The organism is Kribbella sp. WER1 (assembly GCF_054189145.1).
This window is the reverse complement of the sequence record NZ_CM135186.1, coordinates 420,743-436,922: the sequence shown is the minus strand read 5'-3', so window position 1 is coordinate 436,922 and position 16,180 is coordinate 420,743. Positions and strand designations below refer to the sequence as shown.

Genomic DNA, 16,180 nt, shown 5'->3' with positions numbered 1-16,180 from the left:
ACATTACGCGGCGCTGTCCCGTCGTACCGGCATGACTGACAACACTGACAACGCGGTGTCCGAGGTGGAGATCCGGGAGCGGATCGAGACGTTGCTGGACGGAATCCGGAACGGGGACCTGGGGGCGCTGAAGACGATCTTCGCGCCGAACCTGGTCTCCTTCGACGTCGAGGCGCCGCTGCGGCACCTCGGCGCGGAGAAGAAGATGCAGAACTGGGAGAAGGTATTCACGATCTACCGGCCGCCGCTCGGCTACGAGGTGCACGACCTGACCGTGCTGGTCGACGGCGACCTTGCGGTGACGTACGCCGTGAACCGGATCAGCGGCACGCTCGCGAACGGAGACCAGACGGGCATGTGGGTGCGCTGGACCGCGGCGTGGCAACGGATCGACGGCGAGTGGCTGATCGTCCACGACCAGGGCTCGGTCCCGATGTACTTCCCGGAGGGCCGCGCCGCCACCGACCTCACACCCTGAGCCGGGCGCGTCCCAGGATGTGCGGCCCGGCCGGGGTCACCCGGTCGGGCGGGAAGGTGAAGCGGTCCAGGTGCTCGATCGCGAAACCGGCGGCCGTGATCGCGGCCGCCGTGTCGCGGTGGGTGTGGCAGCCGCCGACGAAGAGCGGCCACAAGGTGGCGTCGGCGATCCGCTGGACGCGCGCCAGCCGGCCCGGTTCGGCGGCGACGTGCTCGTAGAACCGGAGCTCGCCGCCGGGCCGCAGTACCCGCCGGGCCTCGGCGAGCGCGACGGCCTGGTCGGGGACCGAGCAGAGGACGAGCGAGACCACGACCACGTCCGCCGACGCGTCCGCGGCCGGCAGGTGGTCCGCCGTACCTTCGACGACCTCGACCGGTACCGGTGCCGCCGCGGCCTGGCGGGTGGCGTGCTCGCGCAGGAACGGCTCGGGTTCGACGGCGAGTACGTGCACGACCTCGGGCGGGTAGTGCGCGAAGTTCCCGCCGTCGCCGGCACCGACCTCGATCACCCGCCCGGCGGCTCCGGCGAGCAGCCGCCGCCGGTGCTCGGCGGCCCCGGCCTCGTCGAGCGTGGGCCGGACCCGCGCGTACATCCGGGCGAAGAACGGACGTTTCATGGCCCCACCCTGCCAGAGTGTCGGATCCCGGCGTACGCCGATCGTCAGCTGAAGGAGAGTCACACTGGGCTCAAGGAGGTAGCTGGGTGAAATACGTACTGATGTTCATCGAGACCGAGGAGTTCGCGGCGGAGTTCGCGGCGCTGGAGCCTGCCGCGAAGGAGGACGCGTACCGGCGGGTGTACCAGTGGTTCGAGGAGCACGCGGACAAGATCACCAACCGGGGCAGCAAGCTGCAGGGCCGGGAGACCGCGACGACGGTCCGGCTGGACGGCGGGACGCTGACCACCGACGGGCCGTTCATCGAGGGCAAGGAGGTCGTGTCCGGGTTCACCGAGATCGACGTCGAGGACCTGGACGAGGCGCTCCGGATGGTGAAGACGTGGCCGGCCTGCCCGGTGATCGAGATCCGGCCGGTCGCGGAGATGTGAGCACTCAGGAGGAGCTGGCCCGCGTGGTCCGCGATCACGCGGGCCGGATGGCCGGTGCGCTCGTGTCGTTGCTCGGCGACTTCGCCGCGGCCGAGGACCTGGTCCAGGACGCGGTCGAGGTCGCGCTGAAACGCTGGCCGGTGGAGGGGATCCCGGACCGGCCGGACGCGTGGCTGTTCACGGTCGCGAAGCGGCGCGGTCTCGACGTACTGCGGCGGCAGGAGAACTACCGCAGCAAGCTCGCGCTGCTGGAGCCGTACGAACCGCCGCCCGCGGACGACCGGTTGCGGCTGATCTTCACGTGCTGCCACCCGGCGCTCGCCCGGGAGGCGCAGATCGCGCTGACGTTGCGGGTGGTGTGTGGGCTGACGACCGCGCAGATCGCGGCGGCGTTCCTGGCGTCGGAGTCGGCCGTGGCGCAGCGGATCACCCGGGCCAAGCGGAAGATCACCGACGCAGGCATCCCGTTCCGGATCCCGCGCGACGACGAGCTGCCCGAGCGGCTGACCGAAGTACTGACGGTCATCTACCTGCTCTTCAACGAGGGCTACCTGTCCAGTACGGCGGAACGCGCGCACTCGCGCGACCTCGTCGACGACGCCGAATGGCTGACCGCGCTGCTGCACGGCCTGCTCCCGAACGAGCCCGAGGTCGCCGGACTGCTCGCGCTGATCCGCCTGCACCGCGCCCGGACGGCCGCCCGCTTCACCCCGGACTTGGTCCTGCTCGCGGACCAGGACCGCACGCTCTGGGACCACGCCGCGATCACCGGTGCCACCGCCCTGCTGACCCGAACCGCACGCCGCTACCGAGCGCCTGGCCCGTACCAGCTGCAGGCCGCGATCGCCGCCTGTCACAGCGAGGCCGCCGACTGGTCGGAGACCGACTGGCCGCAGATCCTCGTCCTGTACGACATGCTCCTGACGCTGCAGCCGAGCCCTGTCACGTGCCTGCATCGCACGATCGCGCTCTCGTACGTCCGCGGCTCGGCCGCGGCGTTGACGGAGCTGGACGCACTGGCCGGCGAGTTGCATACGTATCCACTGTTCCACGCGACGCGCGCGCAGTTCCTCCGCGACCTCGACCGTCCCACCGAGGCCCGCGCGGCCGACGAGCGCGCTGCCGAACTCACCACCAACCCAGCCCAGCTGGACCTACTCCACCAACGACTGGAGGGAGCACCGAGATGACAACGATCGTGACGAAGGTCGAGGTTCAACGGACCGCCGAGGACGTGTTCGCGTACGTCACCGACCCGGACCACTTCCCCGAATGGCAGGCCGGCGTCACCGGCGGCCACCTGGAAGGCGGCGAACCGGTCGTCGGCGCGAAGTGCCTGACCACCCGCCGGATCGGCGGCCGCGAACGGGACGTGACGTCGCGGCTGACCCTGTTCGACCCGCCGCACGCCTGGGCGGTCCGTGGCGAGGACGGCCCGATCCGCGCGACCGTCAACGTGACCGTCGAGCCGATCCCCGGCCGGGACGCGAGCACGCTACGGATCGACGTCGGCTTCGAGGGCCACGGCATCGGCAAGGTGCTGGTGCCGCTGATCGTCGTACCGCAGTCCCGCAAGGAGATGCCGGCCAACCTCGCCCGGGTGAAGTCCAACCTCGAACGTTAGACGCTGCGCAGTACCGAGACGACGACGCCGAGGACGGTGGCGTTGTCGCCGTCGATCACCTCGTACGCCGGGTTGCGCGGCTCGAGGTACACATGCCCGTTGCGGCGGCGGTACACCTTGACGGTCGCCTCCTCGTCGATCATCGCGGCGACGATCTGGCCCGAGTGCGCCTCGGCCTGCTGGCGGACCACGACGATGTCGCCGTCGCAGATGGCTGCGTCGATCATCGACTCGCCGCGGACCCGGAGCCCGAAGACGTTGCCGCGGCCGGTCAGCCCGCGGGGGAGTTGCAGTACGTCGTCCACGTGTTCGACGGCCGAGATCGGCGTACCGGCGGCGATGTCGCCGACCACCGGGACCGGGACGTTCTCGTCGCTGGTGTCGCGGGTCGTCGTCTCCTGCAGGAACATCCGGACGTCGATCGGCCGCGACACCGACGGGCTGCGGCGCAGGAAACCCTTGTCCTCCAGGGTCGCCAGGTGTTTGGACACCGACGACGAGGACTTCAGCCCGACCGCGTCCCCGATCTGCCGGCTGCTCGGCGGGTACCCGTACCGCGTCACCCAGTCCCGGATCACCACCAGGATCCGCTGCTGCCGTTCCGGCAGTGCGCCGGTGTCGAGGTCGCCGAACAGGTCGAGATCAGTCACCGCGAAATCTTATAGTCCCGCAGTCGTCGGGGAAGCCACAGGTCGTCGGTGGGTTGTGGCGGTTTCCGCACATGTTCGACAAGGGCTTGCAGGTCCGGATGCCGGTTCGAGCGGTGCCAGATCAGCGACCACGGATAGACAGGGGTCGGGTCGACGACCCGCAGCCGCCGCACGCCGCGCGGCCACGGGCCGGCCTCGCGCGTCCGCTCGCCCCAGAACGTGATCACCGACTTCGACTCGGCGATCGTCCCGATCAGGTCCTCGAACCCGAAACTCGGGCCGGTCGAGTCGATCGTCAGCCCGAACTCCGCGGACAGTTCCTGGTAGAACGCACCCCACTCGCTGCCGTCGACGATCCCCGGGATCCAGAACGTGTACCGGCGCAACTCGTCCACCGTCGCCGTGGTCCGGTTCGCGAGCGGATGCCCGGCGCCGACGACCACCTCGTGCGGTTCGAGGTACGCGACCGTGCTGTCGACGCCCGGCGGCAGCGGGTCCGGGTGGTACGCGAACGTCGCGTCGATCTCGCCCGCCTGCAGGGCCGGCAACGATGCGCCCAGACCACGCAGTACGAGGGTCTTGAGCGCGATCTCCGGATGAGCCTGGTGGAAGTCCAGCATCAGCACGGCGGGCAGAGTACGGCTGTTCAGGATGTCGACGCGCAACGGCCGCGCCTCGCGCTGGACGGACTCGACCGCGTGCCGGGCCGCGATCAGTACGGCGTGCGCGTGCGGGAGGAAGGTCCGTCCGGACGCGGTGAGCACCGCGCCGGTGGGGACGCGTTCGAAGAGCGTGACGCCGAGCGAGGTCTCCAGGGCGGCGACCCGCTTCGACACGGCCTGCTGGCTCAGCTGCAGCCGGTCCGCGGCGTACCGGAACTGGCCCTCCTCGGCGACGGCGACGAACGCGCGCAGGCTGTCGAGATTCACGCGACCAGACAGTACAACCGATGGTTGTCGAGGTGCTCGACGGGTTGTTTGATCGGTGCCTCTGGCGAAGCCTTGGATGAGGGCCCGAGACAACAGACAGTTGTGGAGCCCGATGCCTTCGTTCACCCACCTGCACGTCCATACCCAGTACTCGCTGCTCGACGGCGCCGCGCGGCTGAAGGACCTGTTCGGCGCCTGCGCCGACTACGGCATGAGCCACCTCGCGATCTCCGACCACGGGAACCTGCACGGCGCGTACGACTTCTTCCACCAGGCGCAGAAGGCCGGGATCACGCCGGTGATCGGCATCGAGGCGTACGTCGCGCCCGCGTCCCGCCGTACCAAGGAACGCGTCTTGTGGGGGCAGCCGCAGCAGAAGCGCGACGACGTGTCCGGGTCCGGCGGCTACACCCACAAGACGATCTGGGCGCGAGACGCGACCGGTCTGCACAACCTGTTCCGGTTGTCGTCCGACGCGTACCAGGAGGGCTGGCTGCAGAAGTGGCCGCGGATGGACAAGGACAGCCTCGCGGAGTGGTCGGACGGCCTGATCGCGTCGACGGGCTGCCCGTCCGGTGAGGTGCAGACCCGGCTGCGGCTCGGTCAGTACGACGAGGCGGTCGCCGCGGCCGCGCAGTACCAGGACATCTTCGGCAAGGAGAACTACTTCCTCGAACTGATGGACCACGGTATCGAGATCGAACGCCGTGTCCGCGACGGCCTGCTCGACGTCGGACGCAGGCTGAACATCCCGCCGCTGGTCACCAACGACTCGCACTACACACACGCCGCCGAGGCCACCGCCCACGACGCGCTGCTGTGCATCCAGACCGGCAAGACGCTCGCGGACCCGGACCGCTTCCGATTCGACGGCACCGGGTATTACCTGAAGCCGGCCGCCGAGATGTACGCGATCGACTCCTCGGACGCCTGGCAGGACGGCTGCCGGAACACGATGCTGGTGGCCGAACGCATCGACACCACCGGGATGTTCAGCAAGCGCGACCTGATGCCGCGCTTCGACGTACCGGACGGGTACACCGAGGTGACGTGGTTCCAGGAGGAGGTCCGGCGCGGGATGGAGCGCCGGTATCCGGACGGGTGGGACGAGCGGTACCGGCAGCTGGTCGCGTACGAGATCGACGTGATCGTCCAGATGGGCTTCCCCGGGTACTTCCTGGTGGTCGCGGACTTCATCATGTGGGCGAAGAACCACGGCATCGCGGTCGGCCCGGGCCGTGGTTCGGCGGCCGGGTCGCTGGTCTCGTACGCGCTCGGCATCACCGACCTGGACCCGATCGAGCACGGCCTGATCTTCGAGCGGTTCCTGAACCCGGAACGGGTCTCGATGCCGGACGTCGACATCGACTTCGACGAACGCCGCCGGGTCGAGGTGATCCGGTACGTGACCGACAAGTACGGCGCCGACAAGGTCGCGATGATCGGGACGTACGGCACGATCAAGGCGAAGAACGCGATCAAGGACTCGGCCCGGGTGCTCGGCTTCCCGTACGCGACCGGCGACCGGATCACCAAGGCGATGCCGGCCGACGTCGGCGGCTCGGGCATCGACCTGACCGGGATCACCGACCCCAAGCACCCGCGGTACGACGAGGCGTCCGAGGTCCGGGCGATGTACGAGAACGAGCCCGACGCGCGGACCGTGATCGACACCGCGAAAGGCGTCGAGGGACTCGTCCGGCAGATGGGGGTGCACGCGGCCGGCGTGATCATGTCCAGCGAGTCGATCGTCGACCACGTCCCGGTCTGGGTCCGGCACAGCGACGGCGTCACGATCACCCAGTGGGACTACCCGAGCTGCGAGTCGCTCGGCCTGCTGAAGATGGACTTCCTCGGACTGCGGAACCTGACGATCATCGACGACGCGGTCAAGATGGTCCGCTCGACCAAGGGCCTCCAGATCGACCTGCTGCAGCTGCCGCTCGACGACGCGCCGACCTTCCGGCTGCTCGGGCGCGGCGACACGCTCGGCGTCTTCCAGTTCGACGGTACCGCGATGCGCGCGCTGCTCCGGCTGATGCGGCCCGACCAGTTCGAGGACATCACCGCGGTGACCGCGCTGTACCGGCCGGGGCCGATGGCAATGAACTCGCACACCAACTACGCACTCCGGAAGAACGGGCAGCAGGAGATCACGCCGATCCACCCCGAGCTGGAGGAGCCGCTCCGTGAGGTGCTCGGGATCACGTACGGGCTGGTCGTCTACCAGGAGCAGGTGCAGAAGGCGGCGCAGATCCTCGCCGGGTACAGCCTCGGGCAGGCGGACCTGTTGCGCCGGGCAATGGGCAAGAAGAAGAAGGATGTGCTCGACCAGGAGTTCGTGCCGTTCCGGGACGGTTGCCGGAGGCACGGGATCTCGGACGCGGCGACGCAGGCGGTGTGGGACGTGCTGGTGCCGTTCGCCGGGTACGCGTACAACAAGGCGCACGCGGCGGCGTACGCGCTGGTGTCGTACTGGACGGCATACCTGAAGGCGAACCATCCGGCCGAGTACATGGCCGCGCTGCTGACGTCGGTGAAGGACGACAAGGACAAGTCCGCGGCGTACCTGAACGAGTGCCGGCGGATGGGGATCAAGGTGCTGCCGCCCGACGTCAACGAGTCGCTGGCGAACTTCGCGGCGTACGGCGACGACGTGGTGCTGTTCGGGCTGTCCGCGGTCCGGAACGTCGGCGACGGGGTGGTGGACGCGATCGTCCGGAGCCGGGCCGGCGGCCGGTACGGGTCGTTCCCGGACTTCCTCGCGAAGGTCGAGGCGGTTGCCTGCAACAAACGGGCGACCGAGTCGCTGATCCAGGCCGGGGCGTTCGACACGCTCGGCCACACCCGCAAGGGCCTGCTGTCCCGGCACGAGGAACTGGTCGAGAATGCCCTCGCGGTCAAGCGGAAGGAGGCCGAGGGGCAGTTCGACCTCTTCGGCGCGACGGATTCGCCGGTGTTCTCCCTCGACGAGACTTTCCCGACCGACGAGTGGGACAAGCCGGCGCTCCTCGCCCGCGAACGGGAGATGCTCGGCCTGTACGTCTCCGACCATCCGCTGTTCGGCCTGGAGTCCGTCCTCGCCGCCCGCTCGGACGTCGGCATCGCGCACCTCTCCGAGCACCCCGACGGCACGGTCGTGACGATCGGCGGCATCATCTCCGGACTTCAACGCCGCGTGACGAAGAAGGGTGACGCCTGGGCCACGGCCACCGTCGAGGACCTGGTCGGCGCCGTCGAGTGCCTGTTCTTCCCGGCGGCCTACCAGTTGGTGTCGGGCCGCCTCCAGCAGGACGCGGTCGTCTTCGTGAAAGGCCGCCTGGACAAGCGCGACGACGTACCCCGCCTGATCGGCTCGGAGGTGACGGTCGCGGATCTCGCCACTGTCGGCGTGGTGGTCCTGGAAACACCCCAGTCGAACGTCGTCCCACGGACGGTCTACCGGTTACGCGACGTCCTCGCCGCCCACCCCGGCCGCTCGGAGGTGCAGCTCCGCGTCCGCGGCACCGAGAAGACCACGATCTACCGCCTGGCCTACCGGGTCGATGCGACCACCAAGTTCTGGGCGGACCTCAAGGCCGAGGTCGCCGGGATGAAAGAGTGGCGCCATGGAGGGACCTGAGCAGCAAGTCTTGGCGGCGTTCGGCCTGTCGGCGCCCGCGGTGCGGCTGGACGGCGGGCAGGGGGAGACCTGGCGGTCGGGCGAGGTCGTGCTCAAGCGGTCGGACGGCGAGAGCGCCTGGCGGGCGGACGTGTTGAGCGTGCTGCCGGAGTCCGACGCCTTTCGGGTGCCGCGCCCCGTGCGGGCGGTGGACGGGGAGTGGGTCGCCTTCGGGTGGGAGGCGAACGAGTTGCTGGCCGGGGCGACGGACGTGCGGCGGCAGGACGAGGTGCTGGTCGCCGCGGCGGCGTTCCACGAGGCAGTGGCGGACGTGCCGCGGCCGGACTTCATCGACACCCGGAGCGATCCGTGGTGCGACGGAGACCGGGTTGCGTGGCGCGAACAGTCCGTCGACGGGACCCTACCGTACGTCGAGCTTGTCGGCCCGCTGGTCGACGCCTGGCGGCCCGTGGAGTTGCCGGCGCAGGTGGTACACGGCGACCTGCCCGGGAACGTGATGTTCGCGGGCGGGTTGCCACCGGCGATCATCGACTGGCCGGTGTACTGGCGGCCGACCGCGTGGGCGGCTGCCGTCGCGGTAGCGGACGCGTTGTGCTGGTACGGCGCCGAGCCCGGACTCGCGGCCCGCTGGGCGGAGCTGCCCGAGTGGGGCCAGATGCTGATCCGGGCGCTGATCTACCGGATGACCACCGACGACCTGGCCGGCGGCGCCGCGACCTGGACCGACGCCCGGCGGACCGGCTACGCGCCCGTCATCGAGCTCGCCCTCTCGTACGCCGGCTGACCTGCCCGGATCGCGAGCGGAATGGTGCCGAAGGCAAGTACTGCGAGTCCGGCGCCGATCCAGCCGACCGACGGATACCCGGCGCCCCCGTCGAGCGCGAGTCCGCCCAGCCACGGGCCGACCGTGATCCCGACGTTGAACGCCGAGATGTTGAACGCGGCCGCCAGCGTCGGCGCGGACCCGGCGACGCTGAACACCCGCGAGTTCACCGCCGGGTTGGTGGCGAACCCGAACGTACCGACCGCGACGATCGCGAGTACGGCGATCCACGGCGTCCCGGCCGTCAGCGCCAGCAGCACGGCCGCGAGCACCACCCCGGTCAGGCTGATCGCGAGCGTACCGAACGGGCGCCGGTCCGCGGTGCGGCCGCTGATCGTGATCCCGGCCAGCGAGCCGACGCCGTACAGCGCGAGGATGACCGGCACCCACGCCTCCGGCAGGTTGGTCGTCACGGTGAGCAGCGGTGCGAGATAGCTGAAGATGACCAGGATGGCGCCCGTCGACAGTGCGGTCGTGCCGTACGCGAGCCAGAGTTGCGGATTCACCATGCTGCGCAGCTCGTCGCGCAACGACGGGACGTGCTGCGCTCGCCCGCGTGGGATCGTCGCGAGGACGCCCGCGATCGCGAGCACCGACAGTCCGGCGACCGCCCAGAACGCGGAGCGCCAGCCGAGGTGCTGCCCGAGCAGTGTGCCGGCCGGCAGCCCGACGATGGTCGCGACCGTGAGCCCGCCCGCGAGGATGCTCATCGCCTTCGCGCGGGCCTGCGGTCCGGCGAGCTCGATCGCGGTCACCGAGGCGACGGCCCAGAACCCGGCGTACACGAACGCGCCCGCGACCCGGGTGGCCAGCAGCACGCCGTACGACGAGGTGAGGGCGCCGGCGACGTGGGTGAGGGCGAACACCGTGAGGAAGGCGAGCATGGCGACGCGGCGCGACCAGCGGAGCGTGGCGACGGCGAGGATCGGTGCGCCGACCAGCATGCCGACCGCGAAGGCGGAGATCAGCAGGCCGGCGGCCGGGATCGACACGTGCAGGTCGGTGGCGAGCTCGGGGAGCAGCCCGGCGAGCATCAGCTCGGACGTCCCCTGGGCGAAGATCGCAAGACCGAGCAGGTAGACGGCTCGGGGCATGATGTCCTCTCATAGTGGATCAATCGGTTCAAAACCTGAGCAGGCCTGACCGAGGTGTTGGTGGGAATCAGAAGCTGCGGAGCGTGGCCTCGACGACCGTGCGTTGGCTTTCGGGGGTCGCGCCGCGTCGTGCGGCGACCCGCAGGCCGCCCAGGACCGTGAAGACGTACGCCGCCAGACCCGCCGCGTCCTGCTCCGCGTCGAGGTCACCGGCCGCCTGTGCCGCCTGGATGGCGGTGGTCAGCGCGGCGAGCTTGGTCTCGTGGTCGCGGTCCAGGAGCTCGATGATCTCGGGTTCCTTCGGGCCGAGCTCCACGATCGTGTTGATCACGAAGCAGCCCGCCGGGTCGTCGGGCTCGGGCTCGACCGCCGTCCACAGGATCCGCCGGACTCGCTCGCGGATCGGCAGCGACTCGTCCTGGATCACCTCGAGCTGCGCGGCGCTGAAGTCCTCGACGTACCGCCGCAGCGCTCGATCGAAGAGATCACGCTTGCTGGTGAACGTGTTGTAGATGCTGCTCCGGCCGAGCCCGGTCGCCGTGCACAGGTCCTGCGTGGAGGTCGCCTCGTAGCCGGAGGTCCAGAAGACGCGCATCGCGGCGTCGACGGCGCGATCCTCGTCGAAGGTCCTCGGTCTGGGCATGCCGACGACTCTAACACATTCTGGATCGAGCGATCCAAAACGCCAATCGATAGCATCCTCGCATCGAGGCGAGTGCCGGAAGCTCTTCGACAACAGGAGCGGCGCTCGCCTTCACTTGGGGGCAGCATCCGACGATGAGACTGGGGAGCATTGTGAGGTTGTTCAGACCTGGGGGGCTCACACTCGCCCTCGCGCTGGTGGCGGGGATCACCGTTGCCGGCCCGGCGGCCGCCGCGGACACGAAGACCGTGTCCTACCGCGGCTACCAAGTGACCGTCCCGGCGAGCTGGCCGGTGGTCGACCTGGCCGCTGATCCGACCGCGTGCGTGCGGCTCGACAAGCCGGCCGTGTATCTGGGGCGCAGTACGGCGCAGGCGAAGTGCCCGGCGCACCTGATCGGTCGCAGTTCCGGGCTGATCCTGGAGCCGTTGACGACCGCGCAGGCGTCGACCGACGGGATGCTGCGTCGCGCGATCACCGACGCCGGCGTGCTCGCGACCGCGTACTACGCGCCGGGCTCGGAGCGGGCCGCGAACGACGTACTCGGCAGCGGGAAGGTGGTGACGAAGACGCCGTCCGCGCGGGTCGCCCAGCCGGCCGCGGTGACGCCGTCCATCGTTGCTACCGGCAACTTCGCCGGGAACGGGTTCGACACCTGCGCGGCGCCGTCGCAGGACGCGATGACCGCGTGGCGGCCGACGTACCAGGGGGTCGGCATCTACATCAGCGGCGGCCTGCGCGGCTGCGCGCAGCCGAACCTGACCGCCGACTGGGTCGCGGCGAACGCGAGCAAGGGCTGGCAGTTCCTGCTGATCGACGTCGGTCTGCAGGCGCCGTGCACGACGTACAACAGCCGGATGTCGTCGGTCGCGTCGACCGCGCTGGTTCAGGGGCGTAACGCCGCCATCAACGCGGTTGCGGCGGCGCAGGCGCTCGGGTTCGCGCAGCGGAGCGCGATCTACAGCGACATCGAGTCGTACACGTCGACGGCCGCGTGCAAGGCGGCCGTGCTGTCGTACCTGAGCGGCTGGACGCAGGAGCTCAACTCGCGCGGCTACCAGGGCGGCGCGTACGTCGGCGCCGCGTCGGGCGGTGTGGATCTGAACAGCGCGTACACGAGTACGGCGTACACGCGGCCGGACAACATCTGGTTCGCGCACTGGGGTTCGGCGGTCGGCACGAGCCGCTTCATCAACTCGGCGTACTGGAGCAACCACCAGCGGGTGCACCAGTACCAGGGTGAGGTCAGCGAGACCAACGGTGGCGTGCAGATGACCATCGACAAGAACTACCTGAACCTCACCGCTCCGCCCGCGCCGGTCAGCAGCTTCAGTGTGAGCGGTGGTGTCGCGGCCGCCGCGCTGCGCTGGACGAAGCCGGCGAACACCACGGTGATGCTGCGGAGCGCATCCGGCTCGACGCCGCCGCCGCTGACCACGTCGGGTACGGCGGTCTACAACGGTGCCGCGAGCATCTACACGCAGACCGGTCTGCCGAACTCGGCCAGCTACGCGTACCGCGTGTGGACGAAGGATGCCAAGGGCAAGGTCGGTCCGGGCGTCGACGTCCGGCTCGTCGGGTCCAAGGCAACGTTCGGGATGAGCGCGGCCTCGATCATGTACACCGGGGCTGTCACGCTGACCGCAGGCGTCTCCAGGCTCGACGGCGGCAAGTTGCCCGGCGTACCGCTGGTGCTGTACTCGAAGGCGAAGACCGCGACGAAGTGGTCGACCGTCGGGTCGTACACGACCGACGCGAACGGGATCGTCAAGGTCTCGCAGAAGCCGTCGGTGTCGACGTACTACATGTGGGGCTACAACGGCGGCGCCGGCGTCCTCGGCACGCGCAGTTCGACCGCGCTGCTGCAGGTCCACCCGGCGCTGTCGGCGTACCTCACCCCGGGCGCGATCAAGCTCGGCGCATCGACGCTGCTGTACGGGTACCTGAACCCGCCGCACGCCGGTACGACGGCGTACCTGCAGCGGCGCTCCGGTACGACGTGGGTGGCCGTCACGACCGGGAAGCTGACGAGCAACGGGAAGTACGCGTTCAGCATCAAGCCGACCGCGCGCGGCACGTACACGTACCGCGTCGTCTGGCTCGCCGACGCCGACCACCAGGGGACCCAGACCGCATCGAAGGTCCTGACCGTCAGCTGAACCGCCGGAAAGTGGGGGTGTTGCTGCCGAACCGAGAGGTGTCTAATCGAAGGGATGCGTTAGTTCGGGAGGTGGCATGGCCAGCGTCAGCGGGCATGCCGGGGTCACCGAGCGCGCCGGATCGACTGCCACTGGGGCTGGGCGGCGGCCGCTGGGGCTGGTGATCGGCCGGGTGCTCTCGTCGACCGACCACAAGGTGATCGGCCAGCTCTACCTCGTCACGTCGTTCACGTTCTTCCTGATCGGCGGGGTGATGGCGCTGGTGATCCGCGCCGAGCTGGCCGAGCCCGGTCTGCAGTTCGTCAACGAGGAGACGTACAACCAGCTGTTCACGATGCACGGCACGATCATGTTGCTGCTGTTCGCGACGCCGCTGTTCATTGGCTTCGCCAACGTGATCATGCCGGTGCAGATCGGCTCGCCGGACGTGGCCTTCCCACGGCTGAACATGTTCAGCTACTGGCTTTTCCTGTTCGGTGGGTTGATCACGATCAGCGGGTTCTTCACTCCGGGTGGTGCCGCCGACTTCGGCTGGACGGCGTACTCGCCGCTGTCCAACGAGGTGCGTTCGCCGAGCGTCGGCGGCGACCTGTGGACGATGGGCCTGTGGATGGCCGGGCTCGGGACGATCCTCGGCGGCGTCAACTTCGTCACCACGATCGTGACGATGCGGGCGCCCGGGATGACGATGTTCCGGATGCCGATCTTCACCTGGAACGTGCTGGTCACGTCGATCCTGGTGCTGATCGCGTTCCCGATCTTCGCGGCGGCGCTGCTGGTGCTGGAGGCGGACCGGAAACTCGGGGCGCACGTGTTCGACGCGGCGAACGGCGGGCCGATCCTGTGGCAGCACCTGTTCTGGTTCTTCGGGCATCCCGAGGTCTACATCATCGCGCTGCCGTTCTTCGGGATCGTCACCGAAGTACTGCCGGTCTTCAGCCGGAAACCGATCTTCGGGTACTACGGGCTGGTCGCCGCGACGATGGGGATCGGGGCGTTGTCGATCGCGGTCTGGGCGCATCACATGTTCACGACCGGGGCGGTGGCGCTGCCGTTCTTCTCGTTCATGACGTTCCTGATAGCCGTGCCCACCGGGGTGAAGTTCTTCAACTGGATCGGCACGATGTGGGGCGGGTCGGTGTCGTTCGACACGCCGATGCTGTGGGCCGTCGGCTTCCTCGTCACGTTCCTGCTCGGCGGGCTGACCGGTGTGATCCTCGCGTCGCCGGCGCTCGACTACCAGCTGCAGGACTCGTACTTCGTGGTCGCGCACTTCCACTACGTCGTGTTCGGGACCGTGGTGTTCGCGATGTTCTCCGGCTTCTACTTCTGGTGGCCGAAGATGACCGGGCGGATGCTCGACGAGAAGCTCGGGAAGATGCACTTCTGGCTGCTGTTCATCGGCTTCCACACGACGTTCCTGGTGCAGCACTGGCTGGGCGTCGAGGGGATGCCGCGGCGGTACGCCGACTACAAGGCGAGCGACGGGTTCACGACGCTGAACCAGGTGTCGAGCGTCGGTGCGTTCATCCTCGGGGCGTCGGTGCTGCCGTTCTTCTACAACATCTACAAGTCGCGGCGTAGCCCGCGGGTCGAGGTGGACGACCCGTGGGGCTGGGGCCGGTCGCTGGAGTGGGCGACGAGCTGCCCGCCGCCGCGGCACAACTTCCACGCGCTGCCGCGGATCCGGTCGGAGTCGCCGGCCTTCGACCTGCACCATCCCGAACTCGCACCCCACGCCCACGCCGAACTGCTCAACGGCGGACCGCCCAGAGGTTAACCCGTGAGCTTGCCCCTGTGCTTGTGGTGTGCGGGGTGTGATGGGGCGATTTGGCTGGTTGACCTGTGAGCTTGCCCCTGTGCTTGTGGTGTGCGGGGTGTGATGGGGCGATTTGGCTGGTTGACCTGTGAGCTTGCCCCTGTGCTTGTGGTGTGCGGGGTGTGATGGGGCGATTTGGCTGGTTGACCTGTGAGCTTGCCCCTGTGCTTGTGGTGTGCGGGGTGTGATGGGGCGATTTGGCTGGTTGACCCGTGAGCTTGCCCCTGTGCCTGCGGTGTGCGGGGTGTGAAGGGGCGATCTCGCAGGTTAACCCGTGAGCTTGCGCCCGTGCTTCCGGCGTGCGGGGTGTGAAGGGGCGACTTCACCGGTTAACCCGTGAAGTTGCGGACGGCGGGAGTGCGCTGAGGTGGGGCTGGGGCTGGGCTGGGGGCGGTCGGTCGGGCGCGGTCAGGGGAGGCGGTCGAGTAGGCGGGTGAGGGCCTCGTCGGTCTTCTGCGGCGGGGGACTGGTGGAGGCGAGCAGCTCCAGCGCCTGCGTGTACGCCTCGACGTCGTCGCGCTTGTCCAGGTAGAGCGCGCTGGTCAGGTGCTCGACGTACACGATGTCCGGCAGGTCGCGTTGCGGGAACCGGAGCAGCGTGAACGCGCCGGCCGTAGCCGGGTGGCCGACGTTCTCCAGCGGGACGATCTGGACGGTGACGTTCGGCCGGGCGACGGCCTCGCGGAGCGCGAGGAGCTGAGCGCGCAGTACGTCGACGCCGCCGATCGGACGGCGCAGTACCGACTCCTCGATGACCGCCCACAACCGCAGTGGCGGCTCCCGGTCGAGCACCCGCTGCCGCCGGGTCCGGAGCGCGACGATCCGCTCGATCTCGGCCTCACTGCGCCCACCACCCGGATCGAGCCGCGCCACGGCCCGCGCATACTCCTCGGTCTGCAGCAGGCCCGGGACGTACTGGATCTCGTACGTCCGGATCAGCTCCGCGGTCGCCTCGAGCCCCAGGTACGCATCGAACCACTCCGGCGTGACGTCGCCGTACCGCTGCCACCAGCCCGGGTCGTTCGCCTCCCGCGCCAGCTCCAGCAGCCGATCCCGCTCCCGCGCCTCCTGCACCCCGTACAACGTCAAGAGGTCCGAGACGTCCCGCTCCTTGAACCCGACCCGCCCGAGCTCCAGCCGGCTGATCTTCGACTCCGAGGCCCGGATCGCCCACCCGGCATCCGTCCGCGTGACACCAGCCCGCTCGCGCAACTCCCGAAGATGACTCCCGAGCAGCATCCGCAGCGCAGTAGGCCCCACCACACTTCGCCCCGCCATGCACCCAACTCTAC

Annotated in this window: 14 protein-coding genes; 8 read left to right on the top strand and 6 right to left on the bottom strand. The window is 69.2% G+C overall.

The features are described 5' to 3' along the window. The first annotated feature begins 31 nt into the window (after positions 1–31). Positions 32–478, top strand: coding sequence for a YybH family protein (locus ACXJJ3_RS02125; protein WP_458168140.1), 447 nt, complete (start codon positions 32–34; stop codon positions 476–478). Here the strand turns inward: ACXJJ3_RS02125 and ACXJJ3_RS02120 are convergent. Further along, complete coding sequence (locus tag ACXJJ3_RS02120; protein ID WP_458168139.1) at positions 468–1,094, bottom strand: class I SAM-dependent methyltransferase; 627 nt, start codon at positions 1,092–1,094, stop codon at positions 468–470. The genes ACXJJ3_RS02125 and ACXJJ3_RS02120 overlap by 11 nt on opposite strands. Positions 1,095–1,180: 86 nt before the next feature. On the opposite strand from ACXJJ3_RS02120, the gene ACXJJ3_RS02115 reads away from it, so the two are divergent. Genes ACXJJ3_RS02115 through ACXJJ3_RS02105 form a run of 3 tightly spaced genes read left to right on the top strand, consistent with a single transcriptional unit; the run spans position 1,181 to position 3,149 of the window. After that, a complete protein-coding gene (locus ACXJJ3_RS02115; RefSeq protein WP_458168138.1) occupies positions 1,181–1,525 on the top strand; it encodes a YciI family protein in 345 nt (114 codons plus the stop codon). Continuing rightward, positions 1,522–2,715 (top strand): RNA polymerase sigma factor, encoded by a 1,194-nt coding sequence (locus tag ACXJJ3_RS02110; protein ID WP_458168137.1) that lies wholly within the window; start codon positions 1,522–1,524, stop codon positions 2,713–2,715. Before ACXJJ3_RS02115 ends, ACXJJ3_RS02110 begins: the two co-directional genes overlap by 4 nt. Further along, a complete protein-coding gene (locus ACXJJ3_RS02105; RefSeq protein ID WP_458168136.1) occupies positions 2,712–3,149 on the top strand; it encodes an SRPBCC family protein in 438 nt (145 codons plus the stop codon). The genes ACXJJ3_RS02110 and ACXJJ3_RS02105 overlap by 4 nt, the downstream gene beginning before the upstream one ends. Here ACXJJ3_RS02105 and lexA read toward each other — a convergent pair. Both lexA and ACXJJ3_RS02095 read right to left on the bottom strand, forming a co-directional pair. Next, positions 3,146–3,799, bottom strand: coding sequence for a transcriptional repressor LexA (lexA, locus tag ACXJJ3_RS02100; RefSeq protein ID WP_458168135.1), 654 nt, complete (start codon positions 3,797–3,799; stop codon positions 3,146–3,148). The two genes, ACXJJ3_RS02105 and lexA, sit on opposite strands and share 4 nt — an antisense overlap. Next, positions 3,796–4,728, bottom strand: a complete 933-nt coding sequence (locus tag ACXJJ3_RS02095) for a LysR family transcriptional regulator (protein ID WP_458168134.1) — start codon at positions 4,726–4,728, stop codon at positions 3,796–3,798. The genes lexA and ACXJJ3_RS02095 overlap by 4 nt, the downstream gene beginning before the upstream one ends. Positions 4,729–4,840: 112 nt before the next feature. Between ACXJJ3_RS02095 and dnaE the strand changes: the two genes are divergently transcribed. Together dnaE and ACXJJ3_RS02085 are read left to right on the top strand one after the other, a co-directional pair. Beyond that, positions 4,841–8,350 carry a DNA polymerase III subunit alpha gene (gene dnaE, locus ACXJJ3_RS02090; RefSeq protein WP_458168133.1) on the top strand — a complete coding sequence of 1,170 codons (3,510 nt, stop codon included), beginning with the start codon at positions 4,841–4,843 and terminating at the stop codon, positions 8,348–8,350. Continuing rightward, complete coding sequence (locus tag ACXJJ3_RS02085) at positions 8,337–9,134, top strand: TIGR02569 family protein (RefSeq protein ID WP_458168132.1); 798 nt, start codon at positions 8,337–8,339, stop codon at positions 9,132–9,134. Before dnaE ends, ACXJJ3_RS02085 begins: the two co-directional genes overlap by 14 nt. Here the strand turns inward: ACXJJ3_RS02085 and ACXJJ3_RS02080 are convergent. Both ACXJJ3_RS02080 and ACXJJ3_RS02075 read right to left on the bottom strand, forming a co-directional pair. Continuing rightward, positions 9,092–10,267, bottom strand: a complete 1,176-nt coding sequence (locus ACXJJ3_RS02080) for a Cmx/CmrA family chloramphenicol efflux MFS transporter (protein WP_458168131.1) — start codon at positions 10,265–10,267, stop codon at positions 9,092–9,094. The two genes, ACXJJ3_RS02085 and ACXJJ3_RS02080, sit on opposite strands and share 43 nt — an antisense overlap. Before the next feature lie 67 nt (positions 10,268–10,334). Continuing rightward, on the bottom strand, positions 10,335–10,910 hold the full coding sequence (locus tag ACXJJ3_RS02075) for a TetR/AcrR family transcriptional regulator (RefSeq protein ID WP_458168130.1): 576 nt from the start codon (positions 10,908–10,910) through the stop codon (positions 10,335–10,337). Positions 10,911–11,068: 158 nt separating this feature from the next. Here ACXJJ3_RS02075 and ACXJJ3_RS02070 point away from each other — a divergent pair, with 158 nt between their 5' ends. Further along, positions 11,069–13,069 (top strand): glycoside hydrolase domain-containing protein, encoded by a 2,001-nt coding sequence (locus ACXJJ3_RS02070; protein WP_458168129.1) that lies wholly within the window; start codon positions 11,069–11,071, stop codon positions 13,067–13,069. Positions 13,070–13,145: 76 nt separating this feature from the next. Continuing rightward, complete coding sequence (gene ctaD, locus ACXJJ3_RS02065) at positions 13,146–14,849, top strand: aa3-type cytochrome oxidase subunit I (RefSeq protein ID WP_458168128.1); 1,704 nt, start codon at positions 13,146–13,148, stop codon at positions 14,847–14,849. 447 nt (positions 14,850–15,296) lie between these two features. Here the strand turns inward: ctaD and ACXJJ3_RS02060 are convergent, their stop codons facing one another. After that, the gene (locus ACXJJ3_RS02060; protein ID WP_458168127.1) at positions 15,297–16,166 is read right to left on the bottom strand and encodes a helix-turn-helix domain-containing protein; all 870 of its coding nucleotides are present in this window, start codon (positions 16,164–16,166) and stop codon (positions 15,297–15,299) included. Positions 16,167–16,180: the final 14 nt, after the last annotated feature.